18 protein-coding genes are annotated in these 17363 nt (G+C 71.1%); 6 read left to right on the top strand and 12 right to left on the bottom strand.

Annotated elements, in window-relative coordinates; all coding sequences use genetic code 11:
- Positions 1–23: 23 nt before the first annotated feature.
- The 3 genes from otsB to AB0N16_RS23335 all read right to left on the bottom strand — a co-directional run bounded on the left by otsB (position 24) and on the right by AB0N16_RS23335 (position 2484).
- Positions 24–875 carry a trehalose-phosphatase gene (gene otsB / locus AB0N16_RS23345; RefSeq protein ID WP_365799612.1) on the bottom strand — a complete coding sequence of 284 codons (852 nt, stop codon included), beginning with the start codon at positions 873–875 and terminating at the stop codon, positions 24–26.
- A gap of 95 nt (positions 876–970) precedes the next feature.
- A complete protein-coding gene (locus AB0N16_RS23340; RefSeq protein ID WP_365799610.1) occupies positions 971–1204 on the bottom strand; it encodes a DUF3263 domain-containing protein in 234 nt (77 codons plus the stop codon).
- A gap of 17 nt (positions 1205–1221) precedes the next feature.
- On the bottom strand, positions 1222–2484 hold the full coding sequence (locus tag AB0N16_RS23335; protein ID WP_365799999.1) for an extracellular solute-binding protein: 1263 nt from the start codon (positions 2482–2484) through the stop codon (positions 1222–1224).
- 129 nt (positions 2485–2613) lie between these two features.
- On the opposite strand from AB0N16_RS23335, the gene AB0N16_RS23330 reads away from it, so the two are divergent.
- Together AB0N16_RS23330 and nagA are read left to right on the top strand one after the other, a co-directional pair.
- Entirely contained in the window at positions 2614–3555 is a 942-nt protein-coding gene (locus AB0N16_RS23330; protein WP_365799608.1) for an ROK family protein, read from the top strand.
- Entirely contained in the window at positions 3555–4823 is a 1269-nt protein-coding gene (gene nagA / locus AB0N16_RS23325; protein ID WP_365799606.1) for an N-acetylglucosamine-6-phosphate deacetylase, read from the top strand. The genes AB0N16_RS23330 and nagA overlap by 1 nt, the downstream gene beginning before the upstream one ends.
- A gap of 53 nt (positions 4824–4876) precedes the next feature.
- Here nagA and AB0N16_RS23320 read toward each other — a convergent pair whose 3' ends face one another.
- Positions 4877–5542: a DUF4097 family beta strand repeat-containing protein gene (locus AB0N16_RS23320; protein ID WP_365799604.1), complete on the bottom strand. Its 666-nt coding sequence runs from the start codon at positions 5540–5542 to the stop codon at positions 4877–4879.
- A 232-nt stretch (positions 5543–5774) separates the two neighbouring features.
- Here AB0N16_RS23320 and AB0N16_RS23315 point away from each other — a divergent pair, with 232 nt between their 5' ends.
- Positions 5775–6515 carry a helix-turn-helix domain-containing protein gene (locus tag AB0N16_RS23315; protein WP_365799602.1) on the top strand — a complete coding sequence of 247 codons (741 nt, stop codon included), beginning with the start codon at positions 5775–5777 and terminating at the stop codon, positions 6513–6515.
- A gap of 74 nt (positions 6516–6589) precedes the next feature.
- Positions 6590–7519: a 1-phosphofructokinase family hexose kinase gene (locus tag AB0N16_RS23310; protein ID WP_365799997.1), complete on the top strand. Its 930-nt coding sequence runs from the start codon at positions 6590–6592 to the stop codon at positions 7517–7519.
- Here the strand turns inward: AB0N16_RS23310 and AB0N16_RS23305 are convergent.
- Positions 7516–8472: a carbohydrate-binding protein gene (locus AB0N16_RS23305; RefSeq protein ID WP_365799600.1), complete on the bottom strand. Its 957-nt coding sequence runs from the start codon at positions 8470–8472 to the stop codon at positions 7516–7518. The genes AB0N16_RS23310 and AB0N16_RS23305 overlap by 4 nt on opposite strands.
- A 118-nt stretch (positions 8473–8590) precedes the next feature.
- Positions 8591–10240 (bottom strand): diguanylate cyclase CdgB, encoded by a 1650-nt coding sequence (gene cdgB, locus AB0N16_RS23300; RefSeq protein ID WP_365799598.1) that lies wholly within the window; start codon positions 10238–10240, stop codon positions 8591–8593.
- Between the two features lie 317 nt (positions 10241–10557).
- Between cdgB and AB0N16_RS23295 the strand changes: the two genes are divergently transcribed.
- Positions 10558–11130, top strand: coding sequence for a flavin reductase family protein (locus AB0N16_RS23295; RefSeq protein ID WP_365799596.1), 573 nt, complete (start codon positions 10558–10560; stop codon positions 11128–11130).
- A gap of 221 nt (positions 11131–11351) precedes the next feature.
- On the opposite strand, the gene AB0N16_RS23290 is transcribed toward AB0N16_RS23295, so the two are convergent.
- The 6 genes from AB0N16_RS23290 to arfB all read right to left on the bottom strand — a co-directional run bounded on the left by AB0N16_RS23290 (position 11352) and on the right by arfB (position 16549).
- Complete coding sequence (locus AB0N16_RS23290) at positions 11352–11963, bottom strand: ATP/GTP-binding protein (RefSeq protein ID WP_365799995.1); 612 nt, start codon at positions 11961–11963, stop codon at positions 11352–11354.
- 16 nt (positions 11964–11979) lie between these two features.
- Positions 11980–12378 (bottom strand): DUF742 domain-containing protein, encoded by a 399-nt coding sequence (locus tag AB0N16_RS23285; RefSeq protein ID WP_365799594.1) that lies wholly within the window; start codon positions 12376–12378, stop codon positions 11980–11982.
- Positions 12375–12806: a roadblock/LC7 domain-containing protein gene (locus AB0N16_RS23280; RefSeq protein ID WP_365799593.1), complete on the bottom strand. Its 432-nt coding sequence runs from the start codon at positions 12804–12806 to the stop codon at positions 12375–12377. Before AB0N16_RS23280 ends, AB0N16_RS23285 begins: the two co-directional genes overlap by 4 nt.
- Positions 12803–15403, bottom strand: a complete 2601-nt coding sequence (locus AB0N16_RS23275) for a nitrate- and nitrite sensing domain-containing protein (protein ID WP_365799591.1) — start codon at positions 15401–15403, stop codon at positions 12803–12805. Before AB0N16_RS23275 ends, AB0N16_RS23280 begins: the two co-directional genes overlap by 4 nt.
- 502 nt (positions 15404–15905) lie before the next feature.
- Positions 15906–16067 (bottom strand): hypothetical protein, encoded by a 162-nt coding sequence (locus AB0N16_RS23270; RefSeq protein ID WP_365799589.1) that lies wholly within the window; start codon positions 16065–16067, stop codon positions 15906–15908.
- A 53-nt stretch (positions 16068–16120) separates the two neighbouring features.
- A complete protein-coding gene (gene arfB / locus AB0N16_RS23265; RefSeq protein WP_365799587.1) occupies positions 16121–16549 on the bottom strand; it encodes an alternative ribosome rescue aminoacyl-tRNA hydrolase ArfB in 429 nt (142 codons plus the stop codon).
- Positions 16550–16729: 180 nt separating this feature from the next.
- Here arfB and AB0N16_RS23260 point away from each other — a divergent pair, with 180 nt between their 5' ends.
- On the top strand, positions 16730–17305 hold the full coding sequence (locus AB0N16_RS23260; RefSeq protein WP_351484356.1) for a TerD family protein: 576 nt from the start codon (positions 16730–16732) through the stop codon (positions 17303–17305).
- Positions 17306–17363 lie beyond the last annotated feature (58 nt).

The raw sequence follows: 17363 nt of genomic DNA, 5'->3' as shown, positions 1-17363 counted from the left end.
TATGGATTACAGCCCCGCGCCCCTTACGGGGCGCTCAGCTCAGCCAGGGTCTTCAGTAGCCGTACGACTTCCTCCGGGCCGTCGACCACCAGGTCGGCCCGCTCCGCGAGCTCGGTGACCTCCTCGCTGCCGCTGCATACCAACAGGCCCGGGACGCCCTCCGCGCGGAGCTTCTCCACGGCTGCGAAGGCCGGGATGTCGCCCAGGTCGTCGCCCGCGTAGAGGACCGCGCCCGCGCCGATCTCCCGCGCGTACTCGCGCAGCGCCACGCCCTTGTCCATGCCCGGCGGGCGCAGTTCCAGGACCAGGCGGCCCGGTTCGACGATCAGGGCGTGGCGGGTGGCCAGGTCGGTCAGGGGCGCGCGGAGGGACTCGAAGGCGGCCTGGGGGTCGTCGGCCCGGCGGGTGTGGACGGCCACGGCGTGGCCCTTGTCCTCGATCCAGGCGCCGTGCACCCCCGCGCCGGCGAGGACGGCCGGGAGTTCGGCGCGGACTGCGGCGATGCCGGGGTGCGGCGGGGGCGCGGTGATCTCGCCGGTCGCCGCGTCCCAGCGTTCGGCACCGTAGTGGCCGAGGACGACGAGGTGGTCCAGGCCGGGGACGCCGGCGAAACCGCCGTAGCGGACGGCGATCTCGGCGGGACGGCCGGTGATGACGGCGACGGCGGCCACCTTCGGCGCGAGGGCGGCCAGGGCCGGTACGGCGTCCGGATGAGCCCGCGCCTGCTCGGGGTCGGCGACGATCGGCGCGAGCGTCCCGTCGAAGTCGAGGCCGACGAGCGCGGAGCGGGGCTGCGAGAGCAGGGCCTCGAGCCCTTCGCGACCAGCGGGGGTGCGAGGCGAAGGCAGAGGATTGTCCGTCGGATGCGTACCCATAGGGCGACCCTATCGGCGACGCCCGGGGCAGCGCGCCCCAAGGGGCGCGGGGAACTGCGCGCTCGGCCCCCACCGGCCCGCACACTCCCCCGGCCTCAGCGATCCATTCGCCGCGCGTCCCGCACCCTCCGCAGCCTGTTCACCGTCACCGGGTCATGCGCCAGCGCCCGCTCGTCGTCGAGGAGGGCGTTGAGGAGCTGGTAGTAGCGGACCGGTGCCAGGTCCAGTTCCTCGCGGATCGCCCGTTCCTTCGCGCCGGGGCTCGGAAAGCCCCGGCGTTCCAGGGCGAGGATCGCCTGCTCGCGTGCGCCCAGTTCTTGCCGGTCCATGCCGAGAACCGTAACGCTCAGCCCGTCGTCGTACGGCTGTCGGCCGCAGCCGCCTCGGACTGGAGCCGGGTGAGCACCGCGGTCGGGTCGCCGGTCGGCGTGACCGCGCTCCCTATCTGCTTCTTGACGGCGGCGCTGATCGCGGCCCAGGAGGTCTTGCCGGCCGGGTACAGCTCGGAGGTCGGCAGCTGTTCCAGGAAGGGGAGGAGCTGCTTGTCCTGGGCCTGCGGGGAGTCGGTCATCGTCTGGGACGCGGACGTGGTGACCGGCAGCAGACCGTACTCGCGGGAGAAGTCGAGGACGTTCTTCTCGCTGTAGACGTAGTCGAGGAAGTCGCCGACCTGGTCCGCGTGGCCGTTCTGCCGGAACGCCGCCATCCAGTCGGTGACGCCCATGGAAGCGGTGGTGACGGCCTGGCCGGCGCGGGCCGGCATCGGGACCGTGCCGAACTTCACGCCCTTCTTCTCGGCCTGCTTGATGAGCGTGGGGTGGCCGTTGAGCATGCCGACCTGGCCGTCGGCGAACGCGGCGAACGCCGTCGCGCGGTTCAGCTTGCCCGGCGCCGTCGGTCCGGTCAGGCCCTTGCCCACCAGCTCGTCCTTGAGCCAGGTGAAGGTGTCGATGTTCTGATCGGAGTTGATCGTGTACGTGCCGATGTCGTCGGTGTAGCCGCTGCCGCCACTGAGCAGCCACTGCATGGTCTCCGCCTGCGCCTCCTCGGGGCCGAGCGGCAGCGCGTACGGGTACTTCACCCCGTGTGCCTTGAGCACCTCCGCGTCGGCCGCCAGCTCCTTCCAGGTGGTGGGCGGGGTGATGCCGGCCTCGCTGAAGAGGGTCTTGTTGTAGAAGAGGACGCGCGTAGACGCGGCGAAAGGAATGCCGTACTGCGCGTGGTTCCACTGGCCCGCCTCGGCGAGCTGGGAGGGGAAGTCGGCCTGCACCGGGATGGAGAGCAGCTCCCCGGCCTCGTACAGCTTGCCGGCGGCCGCGTAGTCGGCGTACGAGCCGATCTGCGCCAGGTCGGGGGCCTTGCCGGCGGCGACCATGTCCTTGACCTTGCGGTCGACGTCGTTCCACGAGTAGACGGTGACGTCGACCTTCACGTCGGAGTGCTTGGCCTCGTACGCCCTGGCCAGCCGGTCCCAGTACTTCTGGGAGCTGTTGGCCGCGGAGTCTCCGTAGTCGGCTGCGACGAGTCTGAGGGTGACGTCCGAGGATCCGGTCGTCCCACAGCCACCGAGGACCGCCGTCATGCCCGTTGCGGACACCACCGCGATCATTCCTGCCCTACGCCGCCGCACGTGTACTGCCCCTGTCTAACTGTCTCGCCGTTCAATATGTGGACCCATAAGGTCTACACCACGCAAGTGGACTAGACCTCTTACGGGTCGGCGGGCCACACTGTTCCCGTGAGACATGTCATCGCCCTGGACGTGGGCGGCACCGGAATGAAGGCCGCACTGGTCGGGCCGGACGGCGAGCTGCTCCACCAGGACCGCCGGTCGACCGGCCGCGACCGCGGCCCCGAAGCCGTCGTCGCCGCCATCCTCGACTTCGCCGCCGACCTGTACGCGTACGGCGAGAAGCACTTCGGCGAGAGTGCGGCCGCGGCCGGCCTCGCCGTACCCGGCATAGTCGACGAGCCGAACGGCGTCGCCGTCTACGCGGCCAACCTCGGCTGGCGCGACGTACCCCTGCGCGCCCTCCTCGCCGAGCGCCTCGGCATCCCGGTCGCCCTCGGCCACGACGTGCGCACCGGCGGCCTGGCGGAGGGCCGGCTCGGTGCGGGCCAGGGCGCGGACCGCTTCTTCTTCGTGGCGCTCGGCACCGGTATCGCGGGCGGCTTCGGCCTGGACGGCCGGGTGGAGTCGGGCGCGCACGGCTTCGCGGGCGAGATCGGCCACATCGTCGTACGACCGCAGGGCGCGCCGTGTCCGTGCGGGCAGCACGGCTGTCTGGAGCGGTACGCGTCGGCGGCCGCGGTGAGCGAGGCGTGGGCGAGGGCCACCGGTGACCCGGCCGCGGACGCGGCGGACTGCGCGAAGTCCGTCACGTCCGGCGACCCGAACGCCGTCCGGGTCTGGCAGGAGGCGGTGGCCGCCCTGGCCGACGGCCTCGTCACGGCCCTGACCCTGCTGGACCCCCGTGTCCTGATCATCGGCGGCGGCCTGGCGGAGGCCGGGGATGTGCTGTTCGAGCCGCTGCGGGAGGCCGTACGCGACCGGGTGACGTTCCAGAAACTGCCGAACATCGTCCCGGCCGCCCTGGGAGACACGGCGGGCTGTCTGGGGGCCGGGCTCCTCGCCCAGGACCTGTTGACCACGACTACTACTCCGGAGGTAATGCCCTGATGGCTGCCAATGAGCGCAATGACAGCTCCCCGTCAGGGGCGCGGGGCAGTGCTGAATCTGCGGCTACCGCCGCGTGGGCGCGACCAGCCACAACGCACCCGCACCCCGGGACGCACGGTCTGGTCCTCGACGGCGCCCGGGTAGTCCTCCCCACAGGAATCGTGGACAGGGGCCAAGTGGTCGTCGACGGCACGAAAATCGCCGCCACCGCCCCGGAATTCGCCCAGGTCATCGACGTCACCGGCCACTGGCTCCTCCCAGGATTCGTGGACATCCACAACCACGGCGGCGGCGGTGCCTCCTTCAGCTCGGGCACCGCGGAGGAGATCCTCACCGGCGTCCACACGCACCGCGCGCACGGCACCACCACCCTCGTCGTCTCCACCGTCACCGACGACATGGACGTCCTCGCCCGTCAGGCCGGCCTGCTCTCGGAGCTGGCCGAGCAGGGGGAGATCGCCGGTATCCACTTCGAGGGCCCGTTCATCTCGCCGTGCCGCAAGGGCGCGCACTCCGAGGCGCTGCTGCGCGACCCGGACCCGGCGGAGGTCCGCAAGCTGGTTGACGCGGCGCGCGGCCACGCCAGCATGGTCACGCTCGCCACCGAACTCCCCGGCGGCATCGAGTCCGTGCGGCTGCTCGCCGAGCACGGCGTGATCGCCGCCGTCGGCCACACGGACGCGTCGTACGAGCAGACGCTGGAGGCCATCGACGCGGGCGCCACGGTCGCCACCCACCTCTTCAACGCGATGCCGCAGATCGGCCACCGCGCCCCCGGCCCGATCGCCGCGCTGCTGGAGGACGAGCGGGTGACGGTCGAGCTCATCAACGACGGCACCCATCTCCACCCCGCCGCACTGCAGTTGGCGTTCCACCACGCGGGCCCGGACCGGGTCGCGTTCATCACGGACGCGATGGACGCGGCCGGCAGCGGTGACGGCCGCTACCTCCTCGGCCCGCTGGAGGTCGAGGTCACCGACGGGGTGGCCCGGCTGGTGGACGGCGGTTCCATCGCCGGCTCCACGCTGACGCTGGACCGTGCGCTGCGGCGGGCGGTGACCATCGACAAGCTCCCCGTCGAGCACGCCGTCGCCGCCCTGTCCGCCAACCCGGCCCGGCTGCTGGGCCGTTACGACCGCGTCGGCTCCCTTGAGCCCGGCAAGGACGCCGACCTGCTCGTCCTGGACGCCGACTTCACGCTGAAGGGCGTGATGCGGCAGGGCGCGTGGGTGGTCGTACCCGAACTTCCGTCAGCCGCGCTTCGCTGAAGCGGCCCGGCCCCACCACCCCGTCGGAGTGGTGGGGCCGGGCCGTCGGTCGGTCAGATGCTGCGGGCGGTGATGTCGCCGCGGGAGGTGGTGGCGCGGATGTCGAGTTCGGCGGTGCCGTCGTTCTTGAGGGCGTTGCTCACGCGGCCGTAGCCGGTTTCGGCGTCCAGGGCGGCCGAGACGCCGGTGGCGGCGCCGACCGAGATGTCGCCGTCCTGGGTGCGGAGTACGACCGTGCCGCGCACGGCCTCGGTGATCCGGATGTCGCCCCTGGCGGTGCTGATCTCCGCGGGGCCGCCCAGCCGGCCGACCTCGACGTCGCCGTCGAGCGCGGTGAGGCGGACGCCCGCGGCCTCGTCGATCTTGATCTGGCGGTACGCGCCTTCGAACACGACGTCACCGAGGCGTCCGACGCCGCGCAGCTCGGCACCGCTGGTGCTGGCCTCGACGCGGGAGCCGGCGGGCAGCTGGACGGTGACCTCCAGGGATCCGGACGGTCCGAAGAGCTGGTTGCCGACGGCCGCGGCGGTGATCCGCAGGACGCCGTCGGCGTAGGCGACGGTGGCCTGCTTGGCGGCCTCGACGTCCCGGCTCTTGGCGGGGTTGGCGGGCAGCACCTCGACGGTCGTGTCGGTGCGGTCCGCGGCGATGAGCTGGACGCGTCCGGCGGGGATCTCCAGGACGGCGGAGACCGGGGCGGGGGTGTCGAACTTCTGCATCGTCTTCTCCTGTGACTCGTTGTTTCCGATGAAGGAAAAGCTACGTTGCATTCACTTAACCGGCAACAGACTCGTTGCGCAAAATCACCATCATTGCAGGACAGAGTCGAGAAAGTGTTGCATTGACCTTCGAGATGAATGCAACGACGATCACGCGCTCGTTGCAATGAACTGGAAGTGAACGCTACGCTGGGGAGCGCAGGGACCGTCAAGGACCACCAAGGAGACCGCGATGCCGGGAGGCAGGCTCACCCAGCAGGAACGCCAGCAGATCGCGCTGGGCCTGGCCGACGGCCTCGCCTACGCGGAGATCGCCCGTCGCCTCGACCGTCCGACCTCGACGGTCACCCGCGAGGTGATGCGCAACGGCGGCCCCACCGACTACCGCGCCGACCTGGCCCACCGCGCCACCGAACGCCGCGCCCACCGACGCAGGCAGACCGCGCCCCGAGGGACCGAGGCGCCCTTGGCGGCCCACGGACGCGACCCCGAGGCCGTGCGGGAGTACGAGGAGACCCTGACCACCGTCATGATGGCTTCGGGCATGACGACGATGCCCGCCCGCGTCATGGCCTCCCTCACCCTCACCGACACGGGCAGCCTCACCGCGGCCGAACTCGTCGAGCACCTGAAGGTCAGCCCGGCGTCCGTCTCCAAGGCGATCGCGTTCCTGGAGAGCCAGGGCCTCGCCCGCCGCGAACAGGGGGAAGGCCGCCGCGAGCGCTACATCGTCGACGACGACATCTGGTACCAGTCGATGATGGCCAGCGCCCGCTCCACCGCGCGGATGGTGGAGATCGCACGGCAGGGCGTCGGCGTCCTCGTCCCCGGCACCCCGGCCGCCACCCGCCTGGAGAACGTCGCCCGCTTCCTCGACTTCGTCAGCGAGAGCATCGCCCGCGCCGCGGAGCAGGCCCGCGAAGTCCTCCACAGCAAACCCGGGGCAGCCTCCACCGACGAACGGCAACTCTAGGCCGGTCGCCGACTGTTTGGCATGATCGAGGCCCCCCGACGGACGGCACGGGCATGCGCGAGAGAGGTCGCCCGATGATCCTCACGGTCACGCTGAACACCGCTCTCGACATCACCTACCGGGTCGGCGCACTGCGCCCGCACGCCTCGCACCGCGTCTCGGACGTGACCGAACGGCCCGGCGGCAAGGGCGTGAACGTGGCCCGGGTACTGGCCGCCCTGGGGCACGCGACGACGGTGACGGGCTTCGCGGGCGGCGCGACCGGACGCGCGGTACGGGAGCGGCTCGCCGGGGTGCCGGGGGTACGGGACGCGCTGCTGACGATCACCGGGCCAACCCGCCGCACGATCGCCGTCGTTGACGAACTGACCGGCGACACGACCCAGTTGAACGAGCCGGGCCCGCAGATATCGCCGGCTGAATGGGCCGCCTTCCTCGACCACTACGAGGAACTCCTGCCCGGTGCCTCGGCCGTAGCACTGTGCGGGAGCCTGCCGCCGGGGGTACCGGTCGGGGCGTACGCGGGCCTGATAAAGAGCGCCCGCTCGGCGGGTGTCCCCGTCCTCCTCGACACCAGCGGGGAGCCGCTGCGGCGCGGGGTGGCCGCCCGCCCGGACCTGGTCAAGCCGAACGCCGCCGAACTGGCCGAACTCACCGGCTCCCACGACCCGTTGCGCGCGACCCAGGACGCCCGACGACGCGGCGCCCGCACGGTGGTCGCCTCCCTGGGCACCCAGGGCCTGCTGGCCCTCACCCCGGAAGGCCGCTGGCGCGCGACCCCACCCAGCCGGGAACACGGCAACCCGACCGGAGCCGGCGACTCGGCAGTCGCCGGCCTGCTCTCCGGGCTGGTGGCCCAACTCCCTTGGCCGGACCGGCTGGCCCGCGCGGTCGCCTTGTCGGCCGCGACCGTACGAGCCCCAACGGCGGGCGAGTTCGACGGCCCCACCTACGAGAAGCTGCTGGGCCAGGTCACGGTGACCGGCGGGACAACGGCGGCTTAGCCCTTGTTCGTGTGCTTCCCCTGCTTCACCCACAGCTGGTCCAGGAGGATGTCGCAGCTGTCCCCGCTCTGGCAGGACAGGGAGATCGTGTTGGTGCCCTTGGTGAGGGTGGGGTAGGTGTAGGAGGTCGTCCAGGCCTTGGCCGGGTCACTCTGGCCCGTGTAGTTCTCCAGCGGGAACTTGCTGCCGAACACCTTGCCGTTGATGGAGAGCGTCATGCTCTCGTCCTGCACGGCGCTGTAGTGCGCGAAGACGGTGTAGAGGCCGTCCGACGGGATGCCGTCGACCGTCCAGGTCACGCCGGCGCCGGTCTGGCTGAAGTTCGTGACGTAGACGCCGCCGTCGGCCTTGGCTCCCTTGACGTCCGAGGCCAGACTCGCGCCGCCGTCCAGGTGGAGGGCTTTCGCGTCGACCGGCGGGATGTCTCCCGTCGCGGAGGCCGAGCTGGTGCTCGACGGGCTCGGGGAGGGGCTCGCGGACTGGGTCGGCGACGGGGACGTGTCGCCGCTCGCCTTGTCGTCGCCGTTGCCGTTCATCATCGCGACGCTGATGCCTATGACGACCGCGGCGACCACCGCGACGGCGCCGATGAGGAGGCCCTTGGTGTTCGGGCCCCGGCCGCGGCCGGCGGGCGGCATCTGCTGGCGGGTGGTCTGCGCGCCGCCCGGGAAGGTCTCCGGGGCCTGGTAGGCCGCGGACGGCGGCTGGCCGTAGCCGCCGGGCTGCTGCTGCGGGATGGTCTGGTTGCCGCCGTACTGCGGTGCCTGCGGTGCCTGCTGCTGTCCGCCGTACGTGCGCTCACCGACGGGGCGCACTCTGCTGACCGCGTTCGGGTAGCCGTAGCCACCGGAGCCGGACGGCGGCTGGGCCCCTCTGGCCTGGCCGTCGGCGTACAGGTAGCCGAACGGGTCGTCGTCCTCGGGCGTGCTCGCGCCGTTGTCGCCGGGCGTCATCCCTTGGTACTCCTCAACAGGTGCGGGCGGATGCGGTACAGGTATTGAGAGTCGAGCCTACCCGGTCCGACTGAGCCAAACGGGTGACTCGGACCGCATCAACGCGATGACCTGGGAATCATCCGGCACGGCGATGCTGTTTGGGACGAGATCGTTTCTCTACGTACATCCGCTCGTCGGCGGATTTCAGGACTTCGTCCGCCGTCATGCCGCAGTGCGCCCATCCGATGCCGAAGCTGGCACCCACCCGGACGGCCCGGCCCTCGGCGCGGATCGGCTGGATGATCTCGTTGCGCAGGCGTACGGCGAGGTCCTGTGCGTCGGCCTTGCCGAGCCCGTCGGCGAGGATGACGAACTCGTCGCCGCCGAGGCGGGCCACGGTGTCGCCGTCACGGACACCTCGGGAGAGCCTGCGGGCGACCTCGATGAGGACCGCGTCACCCGCGTTGTGCCCGAAACGGTCGTTGATCGACTTGAAGCCGTCGAGGTCGCAGAAGAGCACCGCGAGCCCCTTGGCGCCGTCGTCGCGGCCCTCCTCGGGGGCGACGGTGTGCACATGGTGGTCGTAGCCGTCGTACGACGCCGTCGTGCCGGCGAAGTCGAAGCCGTGGCCGTTGGCGTCGTAGGCGGGGTGGCCGTAGGCCGCGTCCAGGGACTCCAGGCCGTCGATGTCGGCGCGCCGGCAGAGCCGGGAGGCGAGGCGGGAGCGGAGCTCGGCGGAGTTCGGCAGGCCGGTGAGGGAGTCGTGGGAGGCGCGGTGGGCGAGCTGGAGCTCGCGGCGCTTGCGCTCCTCTATGTCCTCGACGTGGGTGAGGAGGAAACGGGGGCCGTCGGCGGCGTCGGCGACCACGGAGTTGCGAAGCGAGACCCAGACGTAGGTCCCGTCGCGGCGGCCGAGGCGGAGTTCCGCGCGGCCGCCCTCCGCCGATGTCCGCAGCAGGGTGCCGATGTCCTCGGGATGGACCAGGTCGGAGAAGGAGTAGCGGCGCATCGCGGAGGCGGGGCGGCCCAGCAGGCGGCACAGGGCGTCGTTGGTGCGCAGTATTCGGCCGTGCTGGTCGCCGCCCATCTCGGCTATCGCCATGCCGGAGGGGGCGTACTCGAAGGCCTGCCGGAAGGACTCCTCGCTGGCGCGCAGGGCCTGCTGATCGCGCTCCAGCCTGACCAGTGCCCGCTGCATATTCGCACGTAGACGCGCGTTGCTGATCGCGATCGCGGCCTGGAAGGCGTACATCTGCAGGGCCTCGCGGCCCCAGGCGCCGGGGTGCCGGCCGTTGCGCGGGCGGTCCACGGAGATCACGCCGAGCAGTTCGCCGCAGGAGCTGCCCGAGATACCGGGCGTGTACATGGGGGCGAAGAGCCGGTCGGAGGGGTGCCACTCGTCCTCGAAGCGGGGCGCGGGGCCGTCAGTGTACCACTGCGGAACGTCGTCGTCGTCGAGGACCCAGCCCTCGGTGTGGGGTATGAAGACGAGGTCGCCCCACTTCTCGCCCATGTTCAGCCGCCGGTCCCAGGAGTCACGGGAGCCGACCCGGCCGGTGATCAGGGCCTCGGCGGCGGAGTTGCCGGAGAGGGCCGCGACCACGAGATCGCCGTCGGGGCGTACGAGGTTCACGCACGCCAGCTCGAACCCGAGGGCGGTGATCACGCCGTCGGCGACGGTCTGCAGTGTGTCCGCGAGGCTGCGGGCCGTGTTCATGTCGGCCATGACCTCGTGCAGTTGTCGCAGGGACGCAAGACGGACGTAGGGTTCCGACTCGGTCTCCATGTTCGCCCTCCCCCCGAGACCTCGCAGCGAATCAAGGGTCTGCTTCGGCGCTACTTTTCCCTGCCACTGAATCACAGCGCGCTGCCCACCCGGTACACAGGGTCAACAATAAATGCCCCTTGTGACTCAAGTCACAGGAGAACGTGAGCAATTGCGTGGAGTTTCTGCGTTTTCCCTGTGCGTTTACTGAACGCATCCTTTGTGGCCGTGTGCACATGATGCACGTTACGGCCTTTCACCCCCGCCCTTGGTCCTAGGACCCGGCTCGGGCGGATGGCCGATGCGGGCGCACAGGGGCCGAGATTAGCGTTTCCGGCGTGCTGAAGACTCCCTCCCCCACCGCCGCAGAAGCCACCGGGCATGCTGTGGGGGTGAGCAACGAAGCGTTCAAGGCGGCCCTGGCCCGGCTCGCGGCGGGCGTGGTCCTGGTGACCGCGCAGGAACCGTCGCTGGACCCGGACGACCCGCTGGCGCCGACGGGCGAGGACGTCGGCATGACCGCCACGGCGTTCATGTCGGTGTCTCTCGACCCGCCGTTGGTGCTGGTCAGCCTGCGTGAGGGCTCCCGAATGGACGACCTGCTCGACGAACAGCCGCGGTGGGCGGTCTCCGTGCTCACCGAGAGCCAGCGCCACATCGCCGGCCGCTTCGCGATGAAGGGCCGCATCAGCGACCGCCTGCTCTTCGAGGACATCCCGTACGTGCGCGGCGAGGCCTCGGGTGCGCCCCTGGTCGGCGGCGCCCTCGCGACCCTGGAATGCCGTACCGAGCAGCGGGTGCCGGCCGGGGACCACACCCTCGTGATCGGCCGTGTCCTCACCGCCGAACTGCCGAGCGCGGAAGGCGGACCGCTGATGTATTTCCGGGGGCGGTACCGGCAGTTGGAATGAGACCGCACGGTCGGTTTTGCACATTCCGTCGGCCGGTCGCCGAATGGGCCTTCCAGAGTGCGCGGACGCCTTCTCTGCCCCGCCGCCCCGCCCCGAAGAAATGACCACCGCAAATTAGACGGCGGCACTCCGCATTCGCGTCCAGCCCGACCAGGAACAGAACGTCCACCCCCAGCGGCCAGGGCGGCGGGCTCGGCCGCTCACTCGGTCTCAAGACGTGCCTACCCGGCCGTGGCGGACTGACCGGCCATCAAGTGGTCGACGAGCGCCAGCAGCACGTCGCGGCCGTCCGCCCGGTCACGGGCGTCGCAGAGCACCAGCGGCACCTGGGAGTCGAGGGCGAGTGCCGCGCGGATCTCCTCCGCGGTCCGGTCGCGGACCCCGTGGAAGCAGTTGACGCCGACGACGAAGGGGATGCCGCGGCTCTCGAAGAAGTCGATCGAGGCGAAGCTCACCTCCAGCCGCCGGGTGTCGACCAGGACCACCGCGCCCATCGCCCCGTTGACCAGGTCGTTCCACATGAACCAGAAGCGCTCCTGGCCGGGGGTGCCGAACAGGTAGACCACGAGGTCGTCGCTGATGGTGATCCGCCCGAAGTCCAGCGCGACGGTGGTGGTGAACTTGCTGTTCACCCCCTCCAGGTCGTCCACGCCGACGCCGGCCCGGGTCAGGTACTCCTCGGTGTGCAGCGGGGCGACCTCGCTCACCGCGCCGACCAGAGTCGTCTTCCCGACGCCGAACCCGCCGGCGACCAGGATCTTCACCGCGAGCGGAGCGGTGTCCGCACGGCCCGTCGTGTGGTCCGCCGCGCGGCCGGGCACATGGTCGGGCATGTGGCCGGACGCGTGCTCAGAGCCTGCGTAGTCCATCTCTCACCGCCTCGAGGGTAGTCATGTCGGGAAGGCCGCCGGCCCGGGTGAGCGGCTGCGGCGAACGGGCCCACATATAGCCGGAGTCGACCAGATCGCCGATGAGGATCTTGGTCAACGACACCGGGAGGCCCAGCTTGGCGGCGACCTCCACCACTGCCTTGGGGTCCCGGCAGAGCCCGAGGATCGTCCGGTGCTCCGGCTGCATCCTGCGCACCGCGAGCGCCGCCTGCGTGGTGACCTCGGGCAGCGTCGTCACCAGCGTGATCAGCGTGAGATCCGCCCGCTCGGGGCTCGTGCGCCCGCTGGTGATCGTGTAGGGACGGACCAGTTGCTCGTCGGCGTCATCGTCGTCGAACCCCTCGGTCCAGTGCCTCATCCGGCTCTCCCCGCGTCATCGGGTAGCGGAGTTCGCGCGTCGGTGCCCAGCCGCTTGCCGACCTGCTGGACCAGGGTGTGCATCGCGACACTCATCAGCTCGGCGTCGACCTCCTGGGAGGCGGTCACCGCCAGGTGGGTGCCGCGGCCTGCGGAGATCACGAACAGCCACAGGTCGGCCATCTCGACGATGACCTGGTGCACCGGGCCGCCGCCGAAGAGCTGCCCGGCGCCGCGGGCGAGGCTCTGCTGGCCGGTGGCGATCGCGGCGAGCCGCTCGGCGTCCGAGCGGTCGATGGTCCGCGAACGGCTCATCACCAGGCCGTCGTCCGACAGCACGATGGCGTGCCGGGTGCCCGTGACCTGGTCGACCAAGCCGTCCAGAAGCCAGTCCAGATCCACGTCGGTGGCCGTCGTTCGCTGCGTCATTCTCGATCATCCGTCCTAGAAGAGCCGGACCGGTCGGGCGAGGAGGGTCCTTCACCCTTGCCTTCGCCGAGGCCGATACCGTCACCGCTGCCGTCGTTGTCACCGCTGCCGTCGTTGTCACCGCTGCCGTCGTCGTCACCGCTGCCGTCGTCGTCACCGCGACCGTCGCCGTCACCGCGACCGTCGCCGTCACCGCGACCGTCGCCGTCACCGCGACCGTCGCCGTCACCGTCGCCGCGACCATCGCCGTCACCGCGACCGTCGCCGCGGCCGTAGTCGTAGGTGTGGGCGATGTCGTGGCCGGTGGCGCGCCCGCCCCTGTCACCGGCGCCGTCGTCCGGGTCGCCCTCGCCGCGCGCCACCCGGGACTGCCGCTGGAACGCGCCGATCGTGGCCCCGGACCGGCCGGGCCGGTCGGGGAGCGTCCAGAGATCCGGCTCGTGCAGTTCCTGCGGTTCCGCCGGGATCTGGAGTTCGGGCGCCAGGCTGGCCTGGCGGACCCGTTGGGGCAACGGCCCAGCCGCGGTCGGCGGGGCCGGCGATGCCTCGTTCTCGTCCGGCGGCCGGAGACCGGAGACGGTGACGTTCGCCATCGCGTGTCCCTTGGCGCGGGTGGGCAACCGCCCGCCCTCGTACGGCGCCCGCAGACCGGTACCGGCATCGTGCGGGTGTGGCCGCGGACCGGGCAGGTGCGGCAGGGCCTCCGGGGGGAGCGCGCCCGGCTGGGGCGCCGGGCCGGGCTCTTCCACCACCACCTGTTCCGGCAGCAGCACGACCACCCGGGTGCCGCCGAAGGCGGACGGCCGCAGCTCCACCCGCAGGCCCAGGCCCGCCGACAGCCGAGCGACCACGTACAGGCCGAGCCGTACGTCGTCGGCCTGGGTCATCACGTCGAGCTGCGGTGGCGCCTCCATCAGCGCGTTGGCGGCGGCGTAGTGCTCGGGCTCCATTCCCAGGCCGCGGTCCTCGATCTCGACGGCGACGCCCCGGCCGACCCTCGCCGCCCGTACCTCGACCGGGGTCGGCGGCTTGGAGAACGCGGCGGCGTTCTCCATCAGCTCCGCCAGGATGTGCACCAGCTGGCCCACCGCCCGCTCGGACACCCAGGGCTCGTCCTCGACGTCGATCGAGATCCTGCGGTAGTCCTGCACCTCGCCCTGCGCGGCGCGCAGCACGTCGAGCAGCCGGACCGGCTTGCGCCAGCGGCGCTGCGGCTGGCCGCCGCCGAGGATGACCAGGTTCTCCTCGTAACGGCGGAGCCGGGCGGTGAGGTGGTCCAGGTCGAACAGGCCCTCCAGCACCTGGGGGTCCTCGTGCGTGCGTTCCAGCTCGTCCAGCTTCCGCAGCTGGAGGCCGATGAGGATCTGGGTGCGCCGGGCGATCCGCTGGAGCAGCCGCTCGAAGCCGCGGTGCTGTTCGGCCTGTCGCACCGCGGTGGCCACGGCGCTCCGGCTGGCCGCGTTCAGGGCTCGCCCGAGCTCGCCGAGCTCGTCGGGGGTGGGCTCGACCAGCCGGACCTCGCGGTCCACGTCGACGTTCTCGCCGCGCTCCAGCCGGGACACCACGTCGGGCAGCCGCTGCTGGAGTTCCACGGCTTCCTCGCGCAGGGCGTAGATGCGCCGGCGCAGGAGGACGGTGAGACGCCAGCTGGTGAGGATGACCAGGATCACGGCGAGCAGGCCGGCGGCGCTGACGATGATCAGGGTCCGCTGGAGCCCGCTGACGCTGTCGGCGGAGACCTTGTCGAGGTGCGCGACCCGGGCCAGGACCAGATTCAGCAGCCGTGGGCGGTTGGCGTCCAGCGAGGCGCGCCACTGGGTGTGGATCCGGCCGAGCTCCAGCTCCCCCTGCGAGTGGTGGGGGCCGGCGACGATGACCTGCTCCTCCAGGCTGTGCTGGGTGTTCCATGACTTGGCGGACGTCATCTCTTGGTATGCGTCCCGTTCGGCACCGGTGAGGCCGAGGGCGACCCGCTGGAGCAGGTACTCCTGAGCGCCGACGGCATCGACGAACACGTCGTATTCCTCGACCTTCAGATGCCCGGTCGTCCAGTCGCGGCCGAGCAGAGCGTCCTCGCGCCCGATCCTGTCGATGGCTCCGTAGAGGTCGACCAGAGTGCTCGCCAGCAAGGCCGCATCGGCGTTGCTCCGGTGGCCGAGCGCGGTGAAGACGGTGATCAGCGATTCGAGGGTGCCGCTGTAGTAGTCGAACGCCGCTTTCTGGCCGGCCGACCCGGTGTCCACCGCCTGGCGCCGCGCGGCGAGCCGGTCGAGGTCGCGCACGGTGCCGGACAGGGCCGTGCCGAGTCCCTGCTGCCCGTGCGAAGTGCTCTCGTCCGCCACCGGGCGGAAGCCGGTCACCGCCTTGTCGGTCGCCGCGCGCGCGGCGACCAGCTTGCCGCGGGTGGTGGTGCCGGGGTCGGCCTGCGCCTCCGCGGTGAGCCGCCGCTCCTCATCGAGGGACTGGAAGAGGAGGGCCGACGGCCGGCCCAACGAGGCGGACAGGTCGCTCTGGGTCTTCTCCGACTGCCAGCGGGTGACCAGCTGGTACGTGCTCAGGCCCCACAGGGGCGCGAGGGCGAGGCTCGGTACGACCACGAGGATGATCAGAACGGTCCGCAGGGGCAGTCGACCGGAGCCGCCGCCCGGCCCGACCGGCCGTGAGCCCGACCCGACCGGCCGTGAGAGAGAGTCAGCCGAGGTCGGCACAGCAGCATCCGATGGCTGGTTCTCGGCGGCCACGCTCCTGGCCCGCCTACCCCCAAACCTGCCAAATCCGGTCACCTTAGGGACACTCCCCCCACCGTTCGGTGCATCCATGAGGAAAAAATCGCCAAAGTCCGGCGACATGGTGGCAGATAGTAGCCACGTTCAACGCACTCCGTAAGCGTTTTGCCGTACCCCACGGATCCGCCGGATGGCGGAGCGAAGTTCCGACCGGCCGGTCCGGAACCGTCGAGCGAACGCGACTGCGAACGGCTGACAGCGACCACCAAGGGCCATGACCGCGGTGGCGGTGATCCGCCTGCTGCCCGTCCGGTTCTCCAGACAGGCGTCGCGGTGAAGCCACGAACCAGCCACCCGGCGGGATTTCAGCAGCTCAGCTGCCGTTGGCGAGGCGCTCGCGGTCGCGTTCGCCGTCGCCGGTCCGGATACCGGCGGCGAGCGGCTCGGGGGCAGGCTCGGTGACCTCGTCGCCGAACACCACGCACGGATCGTCGTTCTCGACTGCACATGCCGACAAGGGGATCGACTGCGCCACCGCGCCTCCCGAGGCCCCGGTGGCAGCGATCACTTCTGGCCGCAGGGACGGCGTTACGACCAGTCGCGGCCGGTCCGCCCCCGCTTGGTCTCCGAGCGCTGCTTCTTCTGGCGCAGCCGGCGTTCGTTGATGCCGCGCGGGATGCGGGTCGGCGTGCGGGGCTTGGGCGGCGGCGCGCTGGCCTCCGCGAGGAGGGCCGCGAGGCGCACCGCGGCGGTCTCGCGGTTGCGCCACTGGGAGCGGTGCTCGGACGCCCGTACGACGACCACGCCGTCGACGAGCCGTCCGGCCAGCCGCGCCAGCGCCCGCTCCTGCCACACCGGCGGCAGCGCCTGGGTGTTCGCGAGGTCGAAGCGCAGCTCCACCTGCGAGTCACTGGTGTTGACGTGCTGCCCGCCCGGCCCGGACGACCGCGAGAAACGCCAGTTGAGCTCGGCCTCGGGGAGCGAGACGGAGCCACGGATGACATACGGACCGGACATGCCCCCATGGTCGCGCGTCTGACCGGCACACGTCACGCGAATATCGCCTTCACCCGTTTGGCAAAGAAAGTAAAGCGACCTGGAACCTTCGGTACCCCTCGTGGCGTTCATACGGGTAGCTGTAGCTTCAAGCCCGTACGCCGCACGGCCGTACGCAAACGAGGGAAAGGACTCCCGACCATGGCTGTAAGCCTGTCCAAGGGTGGCAACGTCTCGCTCACCAAGGAGGCTCCAGGCCTGACCGCCGTCACCGTGGGCCTCGGCTGGGACGTCCGCACCACCACCGGCACGGACTTCGACCTCGACGCCTCGGCGATCGCGGTCAACACGCAGGGCAAGGTCTACTCCGACGCCCACTTCGTCTTCTTCAACAACAAGCAGACCCCGGACAACACGATCGTCCACACGGGCGACAACCGCACGGGTGAGGGCGCCGGCGACGACGAGGCGATCAACGTCAACCTGGCGGCCCTCCCGGCCGACATCGACAAGATCGTCTTCCCGGTCTCGATCTACGACGCGGAGACCCGCTCGCAGAACTTCGGCCAGGTCCGCAACGCCTACATCCGCATCGTCAACCAGGCCGGCGGCGCCGAGATCGCCCGCTACGACCTCTCCGAGGACGCGGCCACCGAGACCGCGATGGTCTTCGGCGAGCTGTACCGCAACGGCGCGGAGTGGAAGTTCCGCGCGGTGGGCCAGGGCTACGCGTCCGGCCTGGTCGGCATCGCCCAGGACTTCGGCGTCAACGTCTGAGGGTCGCTGCGCTGTGCGGGAGCCCCTGGCCGGGCGGTTGCGGCCGGGGGCTCCCGGC

The organism is Streptomyces sp. NPDC051105, assembly GCF_040682795.1.
In the GTDB taxonomy this organism is placed as follows: domain Bacteria; phylum Actinomycetota; class Actinomycetes; order Streptomycetales; family Streptomycetaceae; genus Streptomyces.
The sequence above is the reverse complement of the archived record's forward strand: the minus strand, read 5'-3'. Positions and strand labels throughout refer to the sequence as shown.